At 25.3% G+C, this 17,226-nt stretch carries 13 protein-coding genes and 1 pseudogene; 6 read left to right on the top strand and 8 right to left on the bottom strand.

Annotated features, from left to right (window positions below; translation table 11 throughout):
- Nucleotides 1–43 precede the first annotated feature (43 nt).
- The 4 genes from KQY27_RS02350 to KQY27_RS02335 form a co-directional block, all read right to left on the bottom strand.
- Nucleotides 44–1,090 (bottom strand): DUF1786 domain-containing protein, encoded by a 1,047-nt coding sequence (locus KQY27_RS02350; RefSeq protein WP_224424966.1) that lies wholly within the window; start codon nucleotides 1,088–1,090, stop codon nucleotides 44–46.
- An 89-nt stretch (nucleotides 1,091–1,179) separates the two neighbouring features.
- Nucleotides 1,180–1,422, bottom strand: a complete 243-nt coding sequence (locus tag KQY27_RS02345) for a hypothetical protein (RefSeq protein ID WP_224424965.1) — start codon at nucleotides 1,420–1,422, stop codon at nucleotides 1,180–1,182.
- A 290-nt stretch (nucleotides 1,423–1,712) separates the two neighbouring features.
- The gene (locus KQY27_RS02340) at nucleotides 1,713–3,260 is read right to left on the bottom strand and encodes a flippase (protein ID WP_224424964.1); all 1,548 of its coding nucleotides are present in this window, start codon (nucleotides 3,258–3,260) and stop codon (nucleotides 1,713–1,715) included.
- A gap of 514 nt (nucleotides 3,261–3,774) precedes the next feature.
- Complete coding sequence (locus tag KQY27_RS02335) at nucleotides 3,775–4,365, bottom strand: flavodoxin family protein (protein ID WP_224424963.1); 591 nt, start codon at nucleotides 4,363–4,365, stop codon at nucleotides 3,775–3,777.
- Between the two features lie 510 nt (nucleotides 4,366–4,875).
- Between KQY27_RS02335 and KQY27_RS02330 the strand changes: the two genes are divergently transcribed.
- Nucleotides 4,876–5,676 carry a hypothetical protein gene (locus tag KQY27_RS02330; protein WP_224424962.1) on the top strand — a complete coding sequence of 267 codons (801 nt, stop codon included), beginning with the start codon at nucleotides 4,876–4,878 and terminating at the stop codon, nucleotides 5,674–5,676.
- A 370-nt stretch (nucleotides 5,677–6,046) separates the two neighbouring features.
- Here KQY27_RS02330 and KQY27_RS02325 read toward each other — a convergent pair whose 3' ends face one another.
- On the bottom strand, nucleotides 6,047–7,348 hold the full coding sequence (locus KQY27_RS02325) for a TrpB-like pyridoxal phosphate-dependent enzyme (RefSeq protein WP_224424961.1): 1,302 nt from the start codon (nucleotides 7,346–7,348) through the stop codon (nucleotides 6,047–6,049).
- A gap of 633 nt (nucleotides 7,349–7,981) precedes the next feature.
- Between KQY27_RS02325 and KQY27_RS02320 the strand changes: the two genes are divergently transcribed.
- Nucleotides 7,982–8,674: a TOBE domain-containing protein gene (locus tag KQY27_RS02320; protein WP_224424960.1), complete on the top strand. Its 693-nt coding sequence runs from the start codon at nucleotides 7,982–7,984 to the stop codon at nucleotides 8,672–8,674.
- A gap of 101 nt (nucleotides 8,675–8,775) precedes the next feature.
- Nucleotides 8,776–8,874 (top strand): annotated as a pseudogene (locus KQY27_RS02315) (4Fe-4S binding protein); the annotation flags it as partial.
- Nucleotides 8,875–8,900: 26 nt separating this feature from the next.
- On the opposite strand, the gene KQY27_RS09220 reads toward KQY27_RS02315, so the two are convergent.
- Complete coding sequence (locus KQY27_RS09220; protein WP_255596597.1) at nucleotides 8,901–9,032, bottom strand: hypothetical protein; 132 nt, start codon at nucleotides 9,030–9,032, stop codon at nucleotides 8,901–8,903.
- Nucleotides 9,033–9,191: 159 nt separating this feature from the next.
- On the opposite strand from KQY27_RS09220, the gene hisB reads away from it, so the two are divergent.
- The gene (gene hisB / locus KQY27_RS02310; RefSeq protein WP_224424988.1) at nucleotides 9,192–9,767 is read left to right on the top strand and encodes an imidazoleglycerol-phosphate dehydratase HisB; all 576 of its coding nucleotides are present in this window, start codon (nucleotides 9,192–9,194) and stop codon (nucleotides 9,765–9,767) included.
- Nucleotides 9,768–10,835: 1,068 nt separating this feature from the next.
- Here hisB and KQY27_RS02305 read toward each other — a convergent pair.
- Both KQY27_RS02305 and cfbB read right to left on the bottom strand, forming a co-directional pair.
- The gene (locus KQY27_RS02305; protein WP_224424959.1) at nucleotides 10,836–11,666 is read right to left on the bottom strand and encodes a F420-dependent methylenetetrahydromethanopterin dehydrogenase; all 831 of its coding nucleotides are present in this window, start codon (nucleotides 11,664–11,666) and stop codon (nucleotides 10,836–10,838) included.
- A 1,329-nt stretch (nucleotides 11,667–12,995) separates the two neighbouring features.
- Nucleotides 12,996–14,357, bottom strand: coding sequence for a Ni-sirohydrochlorin a,c-diamide synthase (gene cfbB, locus KQY27_RS02300; protein ID WP_224424958.1), 1,362 nt, complete (start codon nucleotides 14,355–14,357; stop codon nucleotides 12,996–12,998).
- 375 nt (nucleotides 14,358–14,732) lie between these two features.
- Between cfbB and KQY27_RS02295 the strand changes: the two genes are divergently transcribed.
- Together KQY27_RS02295 and KQY27_RS02290 are read left to right on the top strand one after the other, a co-directional pair.
- Nucleotides 14,733–15,941, top strand: coding sequence for an oligosaccharide repeat unit polymerase family protein (locus KQY27_RS02295; protein WP_224424957.1), 1,209 nt, complete (start codon nucleotides 14,733–14,735; stop codon nucleotides 15,939–15,941).
- Nucleotides 15,942–17,162 carry a hypothetical protein gene (locus tag KQY27_RS02290; RefSeq protein WP_224424956.1) on the top strand — a complete coding sequence of 407 codons (1,221 nt, stop codon included), beginning with the start codon at nucleotides 15,942–15,944 and terminating at the stop codon, nucleotides 17,160–17,162.
- The last annotated feature ends 64 nt before the right edge of the window (nucleotides 17,163–17,226 follow it).

The raw sequence follows: 17,226 nt of genomic DNA, 5'->3' as shown, positions 1-17,226 counted from the left end.
TTAATATATTAACAGAAAACAATTATTATAAGAAGAACAATAATTATTTAAGATATTCAACTGCTTTAATAAGACCAACTGGCCCTGTCATCATGACGTCTCCACCAGGAGAAGCATTATAATAATCTAATTTAGTTTGTTCAATTATATTTCGTCTTGGTCCAGTAACAACAACCTTTTCAACTTTAGATATTGGATTAATAACATGAGCCCCATGACCATTATCCTTATGAACTTCTTCATGAGTTATAGTTCCTTGAACTAACTTTTCAATTAAATTTTCAATTTTTTCAGGAGTTAAACTAGAAGTATGATGTTCAAAGACCCCTTGAATTTTCCCATCTTCTATAGAAGCAGCCATAGTATGGCCATTACCAATATCCATAACAACATAGCTATTTAGTTTAGCTACTTCTGGATCCATGCTTGCTCCACAAACAGAAGCAAATTTAGAATCCATAAGAATTGGATTGAAACCCTCAAGAGATTTTTCAATAGCTTTCATTCTAGAAAAATAATCTGGAATATTTCCATTAAAAGCAAATTCTTCAACAGCTAAAGGCTCAGATAGTCTCTCGCGAATTTTTTCAAAACGAAAGTCCCTATCACCCATTTTTTCACTGAAGCCATGATCTTGAGCAGCAACAGCTATTTCATCAAAATTAAAATTTATATCGAATTGAGATATTATTGAAGATAATTCATCAATATTAATATCTCTTAAGGTTATTTTTGAATAGTTAGAATATTTTGGACTATATATGTAGCTATCTTCCTCAACAATTTCAATGCCTAAATTTTCAACAACTTTTAAATCATCTTTTATAGTGCGAGCAGAATTCTCTTCCATCACAACTTCATATCCTGCCCCAATATGTGCTAAAATAGCTCCTTTGATTTTACCTCCACCCATTATGGTTCCATCAAAGTACAAATTATTTCCTAAATTTGTTTGTTTTTTAATTTTATCAACAATAATTACTGGAGGGGAAGGTAAAACCAATTTGATAGAGTTTTCAAGCTCCTTTTCAGTGTTATAAAATAATATATCTTGGGTTCCTGCACCAATATCAATTGCCAAAATCTTCATAAAAGATAGTTGTTTTTAAAATATTTAAAATTATTCATGAATTATTCATGAAAATATTTGTGTTAAAAATGTTTAAATTCTAATAGAATCTATGAAAACATTTCAAGTGTTGTAATTCCAGAAATATTTTTTTCTAAAGAAACTTTTTGGATATCTTTGATATCATCAAAATGAGATATTACTGGAGTTTTATTTATAAATTCGACATAACATGTGTTAGGATTTTCAGGAATATTTATCCCTTCCTGAATAATAGCTTTATAAGTTTTCCCTCTTATACCTCTAACTAAAGCATCCTTTTTGAATAGCTTAATTAATCTTTGCGTTGGCATTATACCACCTAAAAATTTTTAAAATAATTTTCAAATTTTTCATATTTTTTATAAAAATCATGATTTTGGAAAAATTATTAAAACCCAAAAATCATTATTAGATAATATAAAATGGGTGAATTATATATAAATGGACTTAGGTAGAGAGCTCATGAAAAGTAATATTAAAAATAGGGTTTCGAAAATACTATGAAAAAAATATTATGAAAATAAAATAATAAAAATAAAATAATAATAAGGTAATAATAAAAAAATAATAAAAATAGGTTGTTAAAGGTTATAATACTAAATCAAGCAAACCTTCCCATAATATCTAAAATCTTGTTTAATAATGATGAAAAAGGCCCTAATTTATTTGAAAATCTTCTAACTCCTTGAATGTCCTCAGGAGTAAATGTTTTAAGAAGAGTAAGAACTATGAAATATATAATTGGACAGAATACTATTCCTAAAACCAATCCAACTATATTTTGAGGTAACAATAGAATAAATAATGCCATAATAGCTGAAGAAATTGCTAATTTTCCAAAGAACGTAACTGGAGGATTAACTTTAGTTAATCTAAATGTTATTATTAAAATTGGAATCATCATAGCAAATGATGAAATAGTAGTAGCTAATGCTCCTCCTTCAATTCCAAATGCAGGTATCATGAACCAACCTAACACCACTGTGAGAGCTGTTCCACCAATAAGAACATACATTGGAATTCTTGGATTTCCTATACCTTGAATTATACTTGCAGAAATAGTAAAGAGTGAATAAAAAGTCATACCAATTACAAGAATGCTTAAAGCCATAGCACCTAGAGCATAATCTGAATTTGTGAAATATACTGTAGACATTATTGTTTTTGCAAACATAGCTATTCCAATACAAATAGGAACAACTAAAATCATTCCATATTTATAAGCTTGAGAAACATACTTGTTTAAAAGACCTTGATCTTTTGTACTAAATGCAGCTGATGAAGCAGGTAAAATTGTAGTAGCTATTGAAGTAGATATTATTAATGGAAGTCTAGCTATAGGATCCGCTGCTACAAAATAACCAATTAAATCTGCTACTAAAAACTTACCCATAATAATAGTACAGACACTGTAAATCGCCATTTCAGCTAGTGCTGTAACTGTTACAGGAATAGAAAAAGTAACTAATTGTTTAGCTAAATCAAGTTCTTTTTTTAATGGGAATTTAAAATCAGTAGATGGTTGAGGAATATATTTCCACATGTATTTTTTAAATATTATAACAGAAGAAAGAGCAGAAAGTGCAAATCCAATTACAGACCCTAATACAGCACCAAAAGCAGACATACCGAGAATTACAAGTGCGGTAGCAAATAATATCATAAATACTTGTTCAACAGCACGAGTATAAAGAATATATTCCATCTTATATACTCCTTGAAATGCACCTCTAAATGCTCCAACAATTACACTGAAAGGAGTTATAAGACCAACAGCTTGTAGAGGAAGTAATGCTTCTGGTTTAGAAAAGAAATCATATGCAAGATAAGGAGCTACAAAAAACACCATTATAAGGCCAAAAAAAAGCCCTAAAAATATCATTATCTTTAAAGAAGTGTAAATAGTTTGCCTAGTTAATTCATCTTCTTCAAGAGCAGAATATTGCGATACATATTTAGCTATAGCTGGAGGAAGTCCACCAGCAGCTAAAACTTGAAAAATCCCTTGAAATGGTAATGTTAATCCCAAAATACCATAAGAAGCAGGCCCTAGAAGTGCAGCCATTAAAAAACGATATATATATCCTCCAAATCGGAAAATTATATTTCCAATGAGAATTAAAAAACTGCCTCTAGCTAACTTTGACATTAAATCACCATATAAATAAAAATCCTATATTTTCAAAATATTCGATTGATTATATTTAATAAATATAATATTATATTTATTATAATTAATTATTGTTAATTTAATTATTGTTTATTAATTTTAATTATTTTTAATTATTTTTAATTTTTGCTAATTATTGATACTTATTGTTAATTTAAAGTTAATTAATATAATTATTAATACAATCGATTTTTCAAAAGAATATATTAATTCATTATAGTTAAAATACTTATCCCTAAAATATTTTATATTATATAAAAAATATCCAATTTTGAATTAAATACTATTAAATACAATTGAATCAGATTATTAAACTGATAAATAAAGTGAAATAATAGCTGAAAAAATGAATATGGTAATTTCAAAAATTGAAAAATTCTGAAAAGTAAGTTTAAATATTATATGAATAAATTTATCATTTATTTAATATTTTTATGACATTTTAATAAAAGAAAAATAAGAAAATAATTTAAAAGAAAATTAGAAAATTATCCTAATCTTCCCCATACTTATTTAAAAATTCAATGAATCGTTTTAAAGTTTTATTTAGTGTTTTAAAACCATATTCGTCTTCCTTTACACCTTCAAGAGTGTCTTGTGACCAAAATGAAGCACCGAGATTAGCTCCAAAAGGACCTCCACTAACTGGAATAATTCCACTGAGAATATAGAAAGTGTTTATCTGCTGAATAGCTAATTCTTGACCACCAGCTCTGTCGCCTCCAACAGCTATTGACATTCCAATTTTTCCTTTATGCATATTTACATCTTCAGCTCCAAGTGCCCTACATCTATCCATGATAGCTTTAATTTGGGCCGAAATAGATCCATTATACATTGGGCTGGCCATTATAAATCCATCAGCTTTTCTAAAAAGATCATAAACTTCAAACATATCATCTTTATTAATACATACCTTCTTCTTTAAGCAGTAATCACAATGAAGGCATGGAGCAATTTTTTTCCCTCTCACAGAAAAAAGTTCAGTTTCAAAACCTTTTTCATTGAGATCAGCCAATGCTTTGCTTAAAACATGTTCAGTAGCTTTTTTTCTAGGACTTCCACTAATTCCCACAATAAACATATTATCATCCAAATTATCTAATTATGTAGTTATTCTAATTATCAAATCATTAGTAATTGTATAGATTAGTAATTATTATTTAATAATTTATATATTTAGTAATTGTATATTATATGTAATTTCTAATATAAATAAAATTTTGAAATTATTAAAAATAATAAAATAATAAAATAATAAATAATTAAATATTAAATAATTAAATAATTAAATATCAAATAATTAAATATTAGAATATATTAAACATTGTATATAGGAAAATATATAATACAATATCAATAGAGATAATATTATTAAATAAATTATTTTTAAAAGTAATTTAAAACAATAAAATAAACAATAAGATAAAACTATTATATATAAATAATTAACATTAATATAAAAAACATATTCATAATTTATATTATTATATACTATATGAAATATATAATTGAATTATTGATTGAATTATATGAATAAAAATTTATTAATGAAACAAGATAAAAATCTGCGGATATTTGATTGAGGAATTTTATGGAATTTATTAAAAGTATTGTTAAGAAATATTCGAGAGAATACACTAGAACACTTAAAGATGGGAAAAAAAAGAAATACCATACTGAACAAGTTCAAATAACAATACCAAAAGAAGATAATATATTTGAAAACAATGAAACAGTGTTAATAATTCCTTCATCTAATTTAGAAGACATAGAAAATTTTTATGATAAAATAAATAATTTAGAGACAGAAAATAAGGGATTAACAGAATTAAACAATAGCCAAAAATCTACAATAGAAAAAAATAATTCTATAATATATGATTCTGAAGCTAAAATAACTAATTTAGAAAATAAAATTGAGTCTCTTCAGAAAAAACTGAATGAAAATCATTTTCAATTTGAAAAATCTGAAGGAAAAATCAAAGAGTTGGAAAAAACTCTCAAAGAATATGAAAATGACAAAAAATCAGAAAAAAATTCTAAAGATGACATTGATAATAAGGTTTCTCTTGAAACTCAGAGAATGTTACTTTTAGAGAAAGATAAATATATCGAAAAACTAAAAAAAGAAAGAAAACTTTTGAAAAGAGACAAAATAGATTTGAAAGAAAGGTTAGAATATTTGGAATCTCATATGGAAGATATCAAACTTAGTATGAAAACTATGAAATCTTCTCAAAAGAAAGAACTTTCAAAACTCCAAAAAGACTATGACAAATTAGTTATAAAATACCACGAAAAAGAGAGAGAATTAGAAAAAATTGGAGAAATAGCTAATTACCATACAGAATTATCTAAAAAATTAAAAGATTTTATTTTAAAATCTTATTAAAAAATTAATTCCTATTAACAATATTCTATATTTATTGAATATTTGTGTAAAATATTCTTAATTTTATATATTTCTATTTTTTATATTTATTTTATATTTACTTTATTTTTGCTTTATTTTTATTTTATTTTTATTTCTATTCTATTTCTATTTGTTTTATTTACAATTTTATGTATTATTTGAAAATATTTAAAAGGTAAATAAATGAAATAGATAAAATAGGTAAAAAATAGTTAGAAAAAGATAAAAAAGATAAAATAGGCAAAAAAGTAAAATTATAATATTAAATTTAAAAATAAAGAGATAAAAATCTCTTATTATTTATAAAATACTTTTTATATTTTATAAGTTTAAAATACAAAGTATTTTATTATTTAGAATCTACAGGCAAACTACCAGATAAATATTTATCATATCCAACTAAATCAAGTAAACCATGCCCAGATAGATTGAATACTATTGTTTTTTCTTCTCCAGTTTCTTTACATTTCTTAGCTTCGTCAATAGCTACTTTTATTGCATGACTAGATTCTGGTGCTGGAACAACTCCTTCAGCCTTAGCAAATAAAGTTCCTGCTTTGAAAATTTCATCTTGGCTAGCTGTTTTTGCTTCAATATACCCTTGGTCTTTAAGTAAAGAGACTTGAGGTGACATTCCGTGATATCTAAGACCTCCAGCATGTACAGAAGGAGCTATAAAATCATGCCCAAGAGAAAACATTTTAATTAGAGGAGTTAAACCACTACTATCTCCAAAATCAAAATCATATGTTCCTTGTGTTAAAGTAGGACAAGAACTAGGTTCAACACCAATAAATTCGCAATCACTATTTCCATCAAGTTTGTCTTTTATAAATGGGAAAGTAAAACCTGCAAAATTACTTCCTCCACCAACACATCCAATCATTACATCTGGTTCTTCTTCAGCTATTTCTAATTGTTTTTTAACTTCTTGACCTATAATTGTTTGATGTAACATGACATGATTTAAAGCACTACCAATAGAATAGTACACCTCATCATTAACAAGTGCATCTTCAATAGCTTCTGAAATAGCTATACCAAGAGATCCTGGATGATCTGGATTTTCAGCTGAAACTTTTCTTCCATATTCTGTGTGTTTACTTGGTGAAGCAAAAACTTTTCCTCCATATATTCCCATGATAGTTTTTCTGAAAGGTTTTTGATCAAATGAGACTTTAACCATATAAACTGTACAATCCATATCAACTTGAGAACATGCAAGAGAAAGGGCTGTACCCCATTGTCCAGCACCAGTTTCAGTAGTTAATCGTTCAATTCCATCTTTTTTTGCATAATAAGCTTGTGGAATTGCACTGTTTAGTTTATGACTACCTGTTGGAGACGAATCTTCTCTCTTATAATAGATTTTAGCTGGAGTATTTAGCTTTTCTTCTAAAGATTTTGCTCTGAAAAGCGGGCTTGGTCTACCCATTCTCATGAACAAATCTCTAACTTCTTTAGGAATAGATATATATCGTTCAGTTGAAAATTCTTGCTCAAGTACTCCTTTTGAAAATATTTTAGGGAGAGATTCAACTTGTTTTTTCCCTTTACTATTTTTTGGAGAAGGAATTTCAGCTGGAAGATCTGCATTAATATTATACCATTTTTTTGGGACTTCATCAGAAGATAATTCGATTTTATACATAGTTTCACCGTGAATTTATAATATTATAATAATTATAAAAAATAATTATAAAAATGTTTATAATAGGAATATTTATATTAGATTTATAATTAAATCTATAATTAAATTTATAATTAAATTTATAATTTAAATTAATTAACTTAAAATAATTCTATATATGATTTAAGATAATAATAAAACTTAATAATTCAGTTAAAGAATTAAAAAAGGTAATATATTAAATATTTCAATTAATTTTTCATGATTTTACTGAAATTATCTATTAATAAAAGGTAGTAAAATGTACTATTTAAACCTTTGCAGGACATTTTTGTAGATTTTAAAGATTCTATAAATACTATCTATAAAATTTTTTATACTATTATCTATAATAATATCTATAATATTTTCTATACAATTACAAATTATATAATATATTTATATTAACCTATATTTTAACCTATTATTTCAGAATTTAGATATCATAACAATAAATATCTATATTAAAAACATAAACACAATAATAATATGAATAGCAAAATCTATAATAATAAAAAGCTATAAAGATATTATATAATTTGTATTATTTATAATATAAAATCAATATTATAAAACAGATGAAAGGGCATTAATGAGAATAACTAGGGGATTGACATGACAAAGGTTAAAGCAGGAGTGGAATATAAAATAAATGTTGGAGAGAATAACTTTCTTCTAAATTCAAAAAAATTCCAACTCTTAAATAATATAAATAGTTTAGGATCAATCACAGAAGCAGCTAAACTAACAAGAATATCTTATAGAACGGCTCTCAATTATATAGAGAAAATTGAATCTTCACTTGAAATATCTGTTGTATCAACAAGTAAAGGGGGAAAAGGTGGAGGAGGTAGTGCAAAACTAACCTCAGAAGGAAAGCTGATTTTAAAAGAATGTAAAAAAATCAATGCTATTATGGAACTTCATAAAGAAGTAAATGAGCTTGAAGCTATTGTAATATCTATTAACAAAGAAGAGCAAGTAATGACTATTAAGCTAAATAATATCGATATAACAATTCCAATGAATGAAAAATATCATGTTGGAGATAAGATATTAGCACTTATTAGCTATGATAACATATTTATAATGTTGAAACCACAAGAATCAAGTGTCAGAAATATATTTAAAGGACAGATAACCGAAATTAGCTTAAATGAAGAAATGATTCGAGTTAAAGTAGACGTAGGTGGAATTTATTTATATTCAAATATAACACGTTCTGCAGAAGAAAATCTTAATTTAAAATTAGGAAAAGATGTTTATCTTGGTTTTAAAGCTGTTTCAATAGCTACTTTAAAATTATAATAATTTAAATAATTAATAATAAATTTAAATAATTAATTTATAATAATATGTGTTTATAATAAATAAGAATTAATAGATTATGGAAAGGGTGAGGTGTTCTTATTTTAAAAATTGAAGTAGATAAAAATAAATGCACTGGTTGTGGAGAATGTAAAGAAATATGTCCAAAGGGGCAGAAAATTTGGAACATAAATAAGACAGCTCATGCAGATCATTTAGAATACTGTCATGTTTGCACACTTTGTGCATCAAAATGCCCAGAAGGAGCTATAACTGTTATTAGAAATGCTCCTAATGATGAAAATGAATTAAAAAGATTAAAAAATGCTAAAAAAGATAATAAAGATAAATTAGGCATAAATTAATTTAATCATAATAAAATTATAAATATGATAAAATTATAGAATATTATAAAATTATAGATATAAAACAATTATAGTAATAAAATTATAGATAATATAATTAATATTTACTAAAATAAGATAAATGAAATCTAATAGTGATTAAAATGAAAAAGATGAGAATAGCTAAAGTATCTAGAAAAACATCTGAAACAGATATTAAAATACAGATAGATTTAGATGGAAAAGGGATATATAATATAAATACTGGAATCAAATTTTTTAATCATATGTTAGAATCATTTTCAAAACACAGTTCAATAAACATTGATATTGAAGCTATTGGTGATATTGACATTGATGATCACCATACTGTCGAAGATGTTGGAATATTACTTGGAGAAGCATTTTTAGAAGCTATTGGAGATAAAACGGGAATAAAGAGGATGTCTCATACAATCGTTCCGATGGATGATTCTCTAGCTACTGTAGCTATTGACATCAGTGGGCGTAGCTATTTAAAAACAGATTTCTCATTTAATAATGATAAAATTGGTGACATGACTAGTGATACAATCACCCACTTCTTTGAATCATTTGCAAGTTCAGGAAAAGTAAATCTAAACATTCAAGCTGAAGGATCTAATGACCACCACAAAGCCGAAGCAATATTTAAAGCTTTTGCAAAAGCTCTCAAAGATGCTTGTAAAATCGAACATGATTCAATTCCTAGTACCAAAGGAATTATTTAAATATTATTTTTTTAAATAGATTAAATTTATTTATTCTTATTTTCTTTTTTCTTTTTTTATTATTTTATTAGGTAATTTTTATAATATTTTTCTTTTTTATCCACTATACATTGTAGGTATCTCAATTAAATAGATAAAGAAAATATTAGTGAAAAAATTGCTGATAAAATAGCTAAATAAGAATATGAAAAATTTAGAATAATTTAAACCAAAAAATATAAATCTGACATTGATGAATCCTTGAAAAAACTAAAAAACTTAAAAATTAATGATGAATAAAGAAACTTAATCTTATTTAAAAAAATAATTGTCTAAAAGTTCTCAAAAATTGAGAACTAAAGACAATTTCAAGAAGCTAAAAAGCTCCTTAAAACACAATCTCGTAGCAGAATCACTACAATAGTATATATAGTATGTGACTGATAATATATATAGTTTATTGTTTAAATTGGAGAAGATTAAATCTTTAAGATAAAAAAGACTAAAAACTTTTCACTGCCAGAACAATAGTAATTTAACGGAACCATAGTCCAATTAACATTGAAATGAATAGCAACAAGAAATAAGCAATTGCTTTAAAATATTCCTTCATGCAATCACCTCCTATCGTTTAAATAGAGGCAGATGAATTTATTGTTCAACTGCCAAGAGATTGTGTTTGACTTTTTTTGAATTCATAAATCTTCTCCATTAATATATTAGATTTATAAGATATAAACCTTTTTAATGGATATTTAAAAGCAATATTGCTCTTAAATAGAAAAATAAAGCTTTAATAAAAAAATTTATTTTGAAATGAAAAATTTACATGAAATAGTAAAATTGTAATTTGATATCAATAATTTTTCTAATAAACAAAATCAAATTTTTTTATTATATTTAAAAATTAATCTATAATAAAATGAAAATAAAATCTACAATATATAAAAAGTATATATTAAATATAAAAATCTTATAAAAACTAGTAAAAATCTAGAAAAAATCTAAAAAGACCTATGAACAATATATGATAAAAAAAATAAAAAATGTGCCGTTTTAAAACGGCAAATAAAAATTATTAAGATAAACTTAAGCTGGTTTATCCATTAATTTAGTTTTAGAAACAGTAGTACCTTTTCCACTGTGTGGAGTTCTTAAAACTGAATCGTTAGCTTTTTCAATTTCTCTTGCTTCAGTTGCTAATTTTGCAGCATTTGCAATTAATTCGTGAGCAGCAGCTACAATAGTTATGTACTGACTAGCATCTTGAACCATGAAACAACCTTTTGTATCAATACTAGCTACTTGACCAGCAGCTTCGTATGCAGCATAAGCTTTTGCTTTTGCATAAGGATTAGTGAAACCTGCAGCTTCAACAGCTTTTTCAGCAGTTAATATGATTTTTGGTAATTCTAATTCTTTACCAGCTTCAGCTGCTTCTATAAGAGCATCGATAGCATTTTGAACAACTCTGTAAGCACCAGTTAAAGCTAATACTTTAATAACATCTGCGTTGAAAGAAGCCATTTCAGTTGGATCTAAGAGTTCTCTTCTTGCTCCAATCATAGGGTCTCCTTTAACAATTATGTAACCTAAACCTTGTTCTTCCATTTCATCTTTCTTTCCAGCTCCTGGAGCATCGCCTATAATTACAGCAGGGATGTCATATCCAGATAAAAGTTCTCTTGCTTTAGCTGGTCCTGGTGCACCTGGGTTAGGACTTATAAATATAGCAAAATCCGGGTCAAATTCCTTAACTTTCGGAGTTACTTCTTCTACTTGTTCTGGATTCATTTTAGCTCCAGAACCGATAATTCTTACGTCTATGTTTGGTCTATCAGCACGTTCATCAAGTAATAAATCTAATACAGGTGAGGTACCAATATTACCGCTTTTAATTATTCCAATTTTGACAACCATTTTATCACCATTTTTTTATTTATTGTTTCTTAATAAGTACTTTATGCTTTAGCTTGGACCATTAAGTATATATATAAGTTTCTTGTAATTGAAGAAATTTAGTTATGAAAAGTTCAAAAACTTTTAAATAGAATAATAGTGAAGTATAGCTATAAAAAACAGATTGAGATAGTTTTTATTTAAAAAAAATCATTTTTGTTAATTTTCAGTGAAAATTATTAGGTCAAATTATTATCATTTTTGTATTAATTACTTACAATATTTTGATAATTATACAACTTCCATTTTTTTATAATATTTTATAATATTTTATAAGTTATATTTTTAGGCATGCCTAAATATTTATATACTATAACCAACAATACAAATAATTGTGAATAACCTAAAAAAAATTATTTCCTCTATATAAAATAAAGTCCGTAAATAGGTTTTTCATATTTTGGTACTCCTCTCAATAATATTATTCCAAAAAAATTATAACAGACATGTTTTACCATTATTGTTCTTCTATTAAAGATGAAAAAAAGGAATAATAATTGAGGGGATAATCCTCCTCTTTTTATTAAAAAATGTTCTTTATTAAAATTTAATCATCTAATATATAATCAGATAATTTATTATACATTAGAAAAATAATTATAAAAATAGAAGAATCTTGATATAGATAGCTATGAAATAGCTATCCTCAAGATCAGAAGAAGTTAAAAACATCTTCAATATACAAATACCGGGCAAAGTTCATCACTTTACTTATGAAATATTTAGTATTCCATAACATATATATTTTACTATCTACATAAAACAATTATATAATAGGGTGAACCCTTCTAATTAAGTAAAAGAATAGAAAACTTCTAACTACTTTTTAATGATAGAATAGTAGGTTTAAATGATTGAAATGCATAGTAAAAGGTATGCAATAATTTCAAAAATTTCAATCATATTATCACCTCCACTATTAAGTAGCAAGGTGAATAGTAAAATTCTCCTTACCCAGTATTTTTAAAATGTTATTCTTTTTTAAATTAGTAGAAGTTCACCCTAACAATAAATTAAGATTTAATAGTAAATAAATTTTTCTATAACTAATTTTAAAGGCAATATTACCTTTAATTAAGAAAATTATTTTGTTTTAATAAAATTGAAGCTATATTAAAAAATTATTTTGAAATACATAAATTTATCTCATATTAAAAAATTATTTTATATAGAAATTAAAATAATGAAAAAATGAAAACAGCTAAAATATTTTAATAAAAGAAAATAATGGAATATTAATAAATAAAAAATAGTGAATAAAAATATGAAATAAAAAATCATAAAAGTAAATCAAAGTTCATTAATATTCTTTGTAAAATTGTAAGCTAAATTAGGACAAGAACAAGCATGTAAATGAATATAATTAGCTAATGTATTACCAACTGACAATCCATCTTGTTTATTAATTATACCTCGACCTCTTTCAATATCAAAAGCAAAATTAGCACTATTTACATCTTTTTCATCTATACACAACTTTGTATAATGAAATTCATGACCTCTAAAAACTTCTCCTTTTTGTGAAATAAGATTATCTTCATTTGATTTAGCTATTACATAGCTAAGACCTTGAACTTTATCAGTCATTTGTGAAGGATATGGTAAAATATCACATGTTTTAAATCCATCAATAGATTTTGAAAGATATATAAGTCCTCCACATTCGCCATAGATAGGTTTATTATCATTGTGGAATTTTTTAATAGCTAATTTCATAGATTCATTAGCTTCAAGTTCTTTTGCAAAGATTTCAGGATAACCTCCTCCAATATAAAGTGCATCAACATCAGGAAGTTCTTCATCTTTAAAAGGACTAAAATAGGTTAATTTAGCATTATTGTCTTCTAAACTTTCAAAATTTTCAGTATAATAAAAATTAAATACTTCATCACGAGCTATTCCGATTCGTGTAGTTTTTTTGTTGTTTGTATTCCAAAGTTCAGTTTTTTTATTAATTTTGATCTTTGGAGATGATTTAGCTATTTCTTTTAAAGCATCTAAATCTATATATTCTTTTACAACTTTTGACCATTTATCTATATCATTAGCTATTCTTTCTTGTTCAAGAGCTGGAACTAAACCAAGATGTCTTTCTTTTACTTCCAAATCATCATCCCGAGGGATTGCCCCAATTACTTTTACATCAGAAAGTGTTTCAACAGCTTCTTTAGCTTTTAAATAGTGTCTTTTACCTTTTATTTTATTAAGAATTACTCCTTCAATTTTAACTTCAGTATCAAGAGCTTTAAACCCAAGAACAAGAGCTGCAGCACTTTTAACAAGACTTTTAGCATTCATGATTAAAATAACTGGAGCATCAAGTGCTTTAGCTACAGAAGCAGTACTCCCAATATCTCCTGTAGGACTTATACCTTCATAAAGACCCCTAACACCTTCAATAATTCCAATATCAGCTTTAGCTATTTTCATTCCACGATCAAAAGAAAGTTTAAGTTGATCTTCATTCATAAAAAAAGAATCAAGATTTCGTGGAGGGTTGTTTGTAGCTAACGAATGATATGAAGGATCTATATAATCTGGACCAATTTTAAAAGATTGTACATTCATTTCATTAGATAATGCTTTCATTATCCCTGTAGAAATAGTTGTTTTACCTACTGCACTTCCAGTTCCAGCTAATACAATTCTCATAGATATTAATTATATTTTTCATTATTTATATTTTTATTAAAAATATTTTAAAAAATATTTTATTATATAATTATAATTATAATCAATGCAAAATAGAAAAATAAAAAATAAGACAAAATAAAGATAAATAATATTACAATAAATACATTATTAAAATGTAAATTATAAAGGTTATTATTATAATAATTACAAAACTTATTATAATATAATATTTATTATAAAATAATCTATTTATTAATTTTATTTAATATAATTTATTATTATAATCTTATTATAATATTATATAGAATTATTATATAGATAATTTCAATAATAATATAAGAATATAAGGATATAAAGATATTCTAAATAATATACTAATATAGGAAATATCATATGAATCTCAAAAAGAATAATTTAAAGAGCAAAATAGAAAATATTGATATTTTCAATCCTTACGTACTTATTATTCTTATAATAGCTTTTATATTAATAGCTATACCTGCATTATACTTTTCTGATGAATTACCCAGTCCAACATTTCAAGTGTATTTATATATAATTCTTGGAATTTTATTTTTTATTTTAGGGGTTAATTTTCCAAAAATACTATCTAAATTTTCCAAAAGCTTTAAAAATAAGATAAAAACTTTAAAAAGTATAAATTTTGGAAAATCGCCTTCAATTCCTTCATTTGATTTTTCAAAATTTGAATCAGTCGAATATATTATATTGGCTATTGTTCTAATTGGGATAATTCTACAAATAATTAATTTTTTGTTCCTTGGAGGAATTCCTCTATTTAGTGGAATTTTAAAGGCAAAAGCAGCTACAAAAATTTGGTTATTCTCATATATATTTTTCATAATAGGAATAAACCTTTTACTTTCTAAATATAATAGAAAAATCTATTATTTACTTTTAATTATAGGGTTAGGAATGTTTTCATTAACTGGTTACCGAACTACTCCAATAGCTATTTTATTAAGCGTATTTATAACATTATATTATTCTAGAAATATGAAAATTAGATATCAAATAATGTTTACAGCTATTATAGCTATTTTATTGATTGTTGTTGGATTCATAGCAGTTCAAGCTATCCAATGGCAACATTGGAGACTAAACGCCATTGAATTAATTTCATATAGGGCAGGATTTACATTAAATATTTTAGATAGAGCTATTCCACTTGCTGGTTCAACACATGGAGATCTATTTTATTATACACTTACAGGATTTTTTAAATCAGTAGACCCCCGTGTTCTAGTTGGGGAAACTGTACTTGGAGAGAGTCATTCTATAACCTCTACAATATTTGGTCCAGCTATTTTAGACTTTGGAATGATAGGTATTGCCATACAAATGTTTTTGATTGGTTTTATCCTTAAACTACTTCATATGATTCAAAAACATTTAAAAGGAATAGCTACTGCATTTTATGGGATAATACTTGCACAAACAATTGTTTGGATTGAAACCGGGCCAACTGATCTTGTAGTCTGGTTATTCTACTTACTCGGAATCATAGTAATTGTTTATTATCTTTATAATATATCTAATAGTGATTTTGGAATTAATAATTATAATAATGATGGTGATTAATTGAAAAACATTACTATAGCCATTGCATGTGAAATAGCTCCTGGAAAAACTTTTATTCCAATAATACAAAAATTAAAAGAATTAGAAATAGAAGGAAAACTAAATTGGAGAAAAAGTAAAATAATTGGTTTAACTCATGGATCTGGAGCTTATGATTTAATAAGTCCATACTGTGATAAAACATATTCAATAGGTGAAGGCAGAGGCACTGGAAAAGTAAAAAGAAATAATATAGAGTTAGCTTATTTAATAGCTAAAGATACTATTAAAGCTTTATCTGCACTTAGTGGAAAAGGTATCGATTTATTAATCACTTGTGGAAATGCAGGAGATGTTAGAAAATCAATAATTGCGGCCAAAATACTTAGAATTCCTATAATTCATATTGAACAAGATATTTATAATCCCATTGAAACAATAGCTTATTCAAACTTAATTACTGTTCCTGAAGAAAAATATAAAAGTTTTTTAAAAGAAGTTTATTTGATAGGAAATAATGCGAATAATCTTAATAACGATAATAATATTGAAAATATTGAAAATACAGATAATATCAAAAATATCCACGGATATCCAATGGCAAGTTATGTAAATAAATTTGTAAATGATATGAACTTAACACCTCAAAAGGAAATCAAAACAAAATATGGTGTTTCTGAGTTTATTTTAGTAGTTTTAGGTGGAGATTTAAAGAATAATGATTTAGAGAGTTTAATAGCAGCTATTGAAAAAGCTAATTTCCCTACATTAATAGCGCCATATAGGTTTAAAAAAGAATTGATTGAAAACTTAGTAAGTTCATCTAAAGTTAAAGTTTTAGATGAATATGTTGAACTTTTAAGTCTTATGAAATCAGCTGAACTAATGATTTATGGTGCAGGAATGGGAATGACAATAGAAGCAGGAGTTTTAGAAGTTCCTTCAATAAAAATAGCTGGTTTCCATGAAAAACATGGAAGTGTTGATTTAGCTAATGAATTAGATATCCCAATTCTTGAAATTGATAAAATAGCTGATTTTTTAAGTGATTTTAATCATTCTAATAATCAATATAAACTCATTATTAACAAGCCTAATGGAAAAAAACTTCTTGAAAATAGTGAAATAGCTATTGAAAATATAGTTGAAATTATAAATAATTTTAACTTGAAAAATCCTCCAAAAAGCAGTGGTTACAAATCTATGAAAGCTATTTGGAATCAAAGAGCTAATTATAGATAAATATAAATAATTATAAATGATTATAAATAATTAATACAAGATAAATATACTAAATAAAATATAT

The organism is Methanobrevibacter sp. TMH8 (assembly GCF_020148105.1).
Lineage (GTDB): Archaea > Methanobacteriota > Methanobacteria > Methanobacteriales > Methanobacteriaceae > Methanobinarius.
Note: the sequence above shows the minus strand (reverse complement) of the source record. Positions and strands in the feature narration are given on the sequence as shown.

Coding starts and splice junctions, on each gene's coding strand:
- KQY27_RS02350 (WP_224424966.1), bottom strand. CDS start 1,090: ATGAAGATTTTGGCAATTGATATTGGTGCAGGAACCCAAGATATATTA.
- KQY27_RS02345 (WP_224424965.1), bottom strand. CDS start 1,422: ATGCCAACGCAAAGATTAATTAAGCTATTCAAAAAGGATGCTTTAGTT.
- KQY27_RS02340 (WP_224424964.1), bottom strand. CDS start 3,260: ATGTCAAAGTTAGCTAGAGGCAGTTTTTTAATTCTCATTGGAAATATA.
- KQY27_RS02335 (WP_224424963.1), bottom strand. CDS start 4,365: ATGTTTATTGTGGGAATTAGTGGAAGTCCTAGAAAAAAAGCTACTGAA.
- KQY27_RS02330 (WP_224424962.1), top strand. CDS start 4,876: ATGGAATTTATTAAAAGTATTGTTAAGAAATATTCGAGAGAATACACT.
- KQY27_RS02325 (WP_224424961.1), bottom strand. CDS start 7,348: ATGTATAAAATCGAATTATCTTCTGATGAAGTCCCAAAAAAATGGTAT.
- KQY27_RS02320 (WP_224424960.1), top strand. CDS start 7,982: ATGACAAAGGTTAAAGCAGGAGTGGAATATAAAATAAATGTTGGAGAG.
- KQY27_RS09220 (WP_255596597.1), bottom strand. CDS start 9,032: ATGCCTAATTTATCTTTATTATCTTTTTTAGCATTTTTTAATCTTTTT.
- hisB (WP_224424988.1), top strand. CDS start 9,192: ATGAGAATAGCTAAAGTATCTAGAAAAACATCTGAAACAGATATTAAA.
- KQY27_RS02305 (WP_224424959.1), bottom strand. CDS start 11,666: ATGGTTGTCAAAATTGGAATAATTAAAAGCGGTAATATTGGTACCTCA.
- cfbB (WP_224424958.1), bottom strand. CDS start 14,357: ATGAGAATTGTATTAGCTGGAACTGGAAGTGCAGTAGGTAAAACAACT.
- KQY27_RS02295 (WP_224424957.1), top strand. CDS start 14,733: ATGAATCTCAAAAAGAATAATTTAAAGAGCAAAATAGAAAATATTGAT.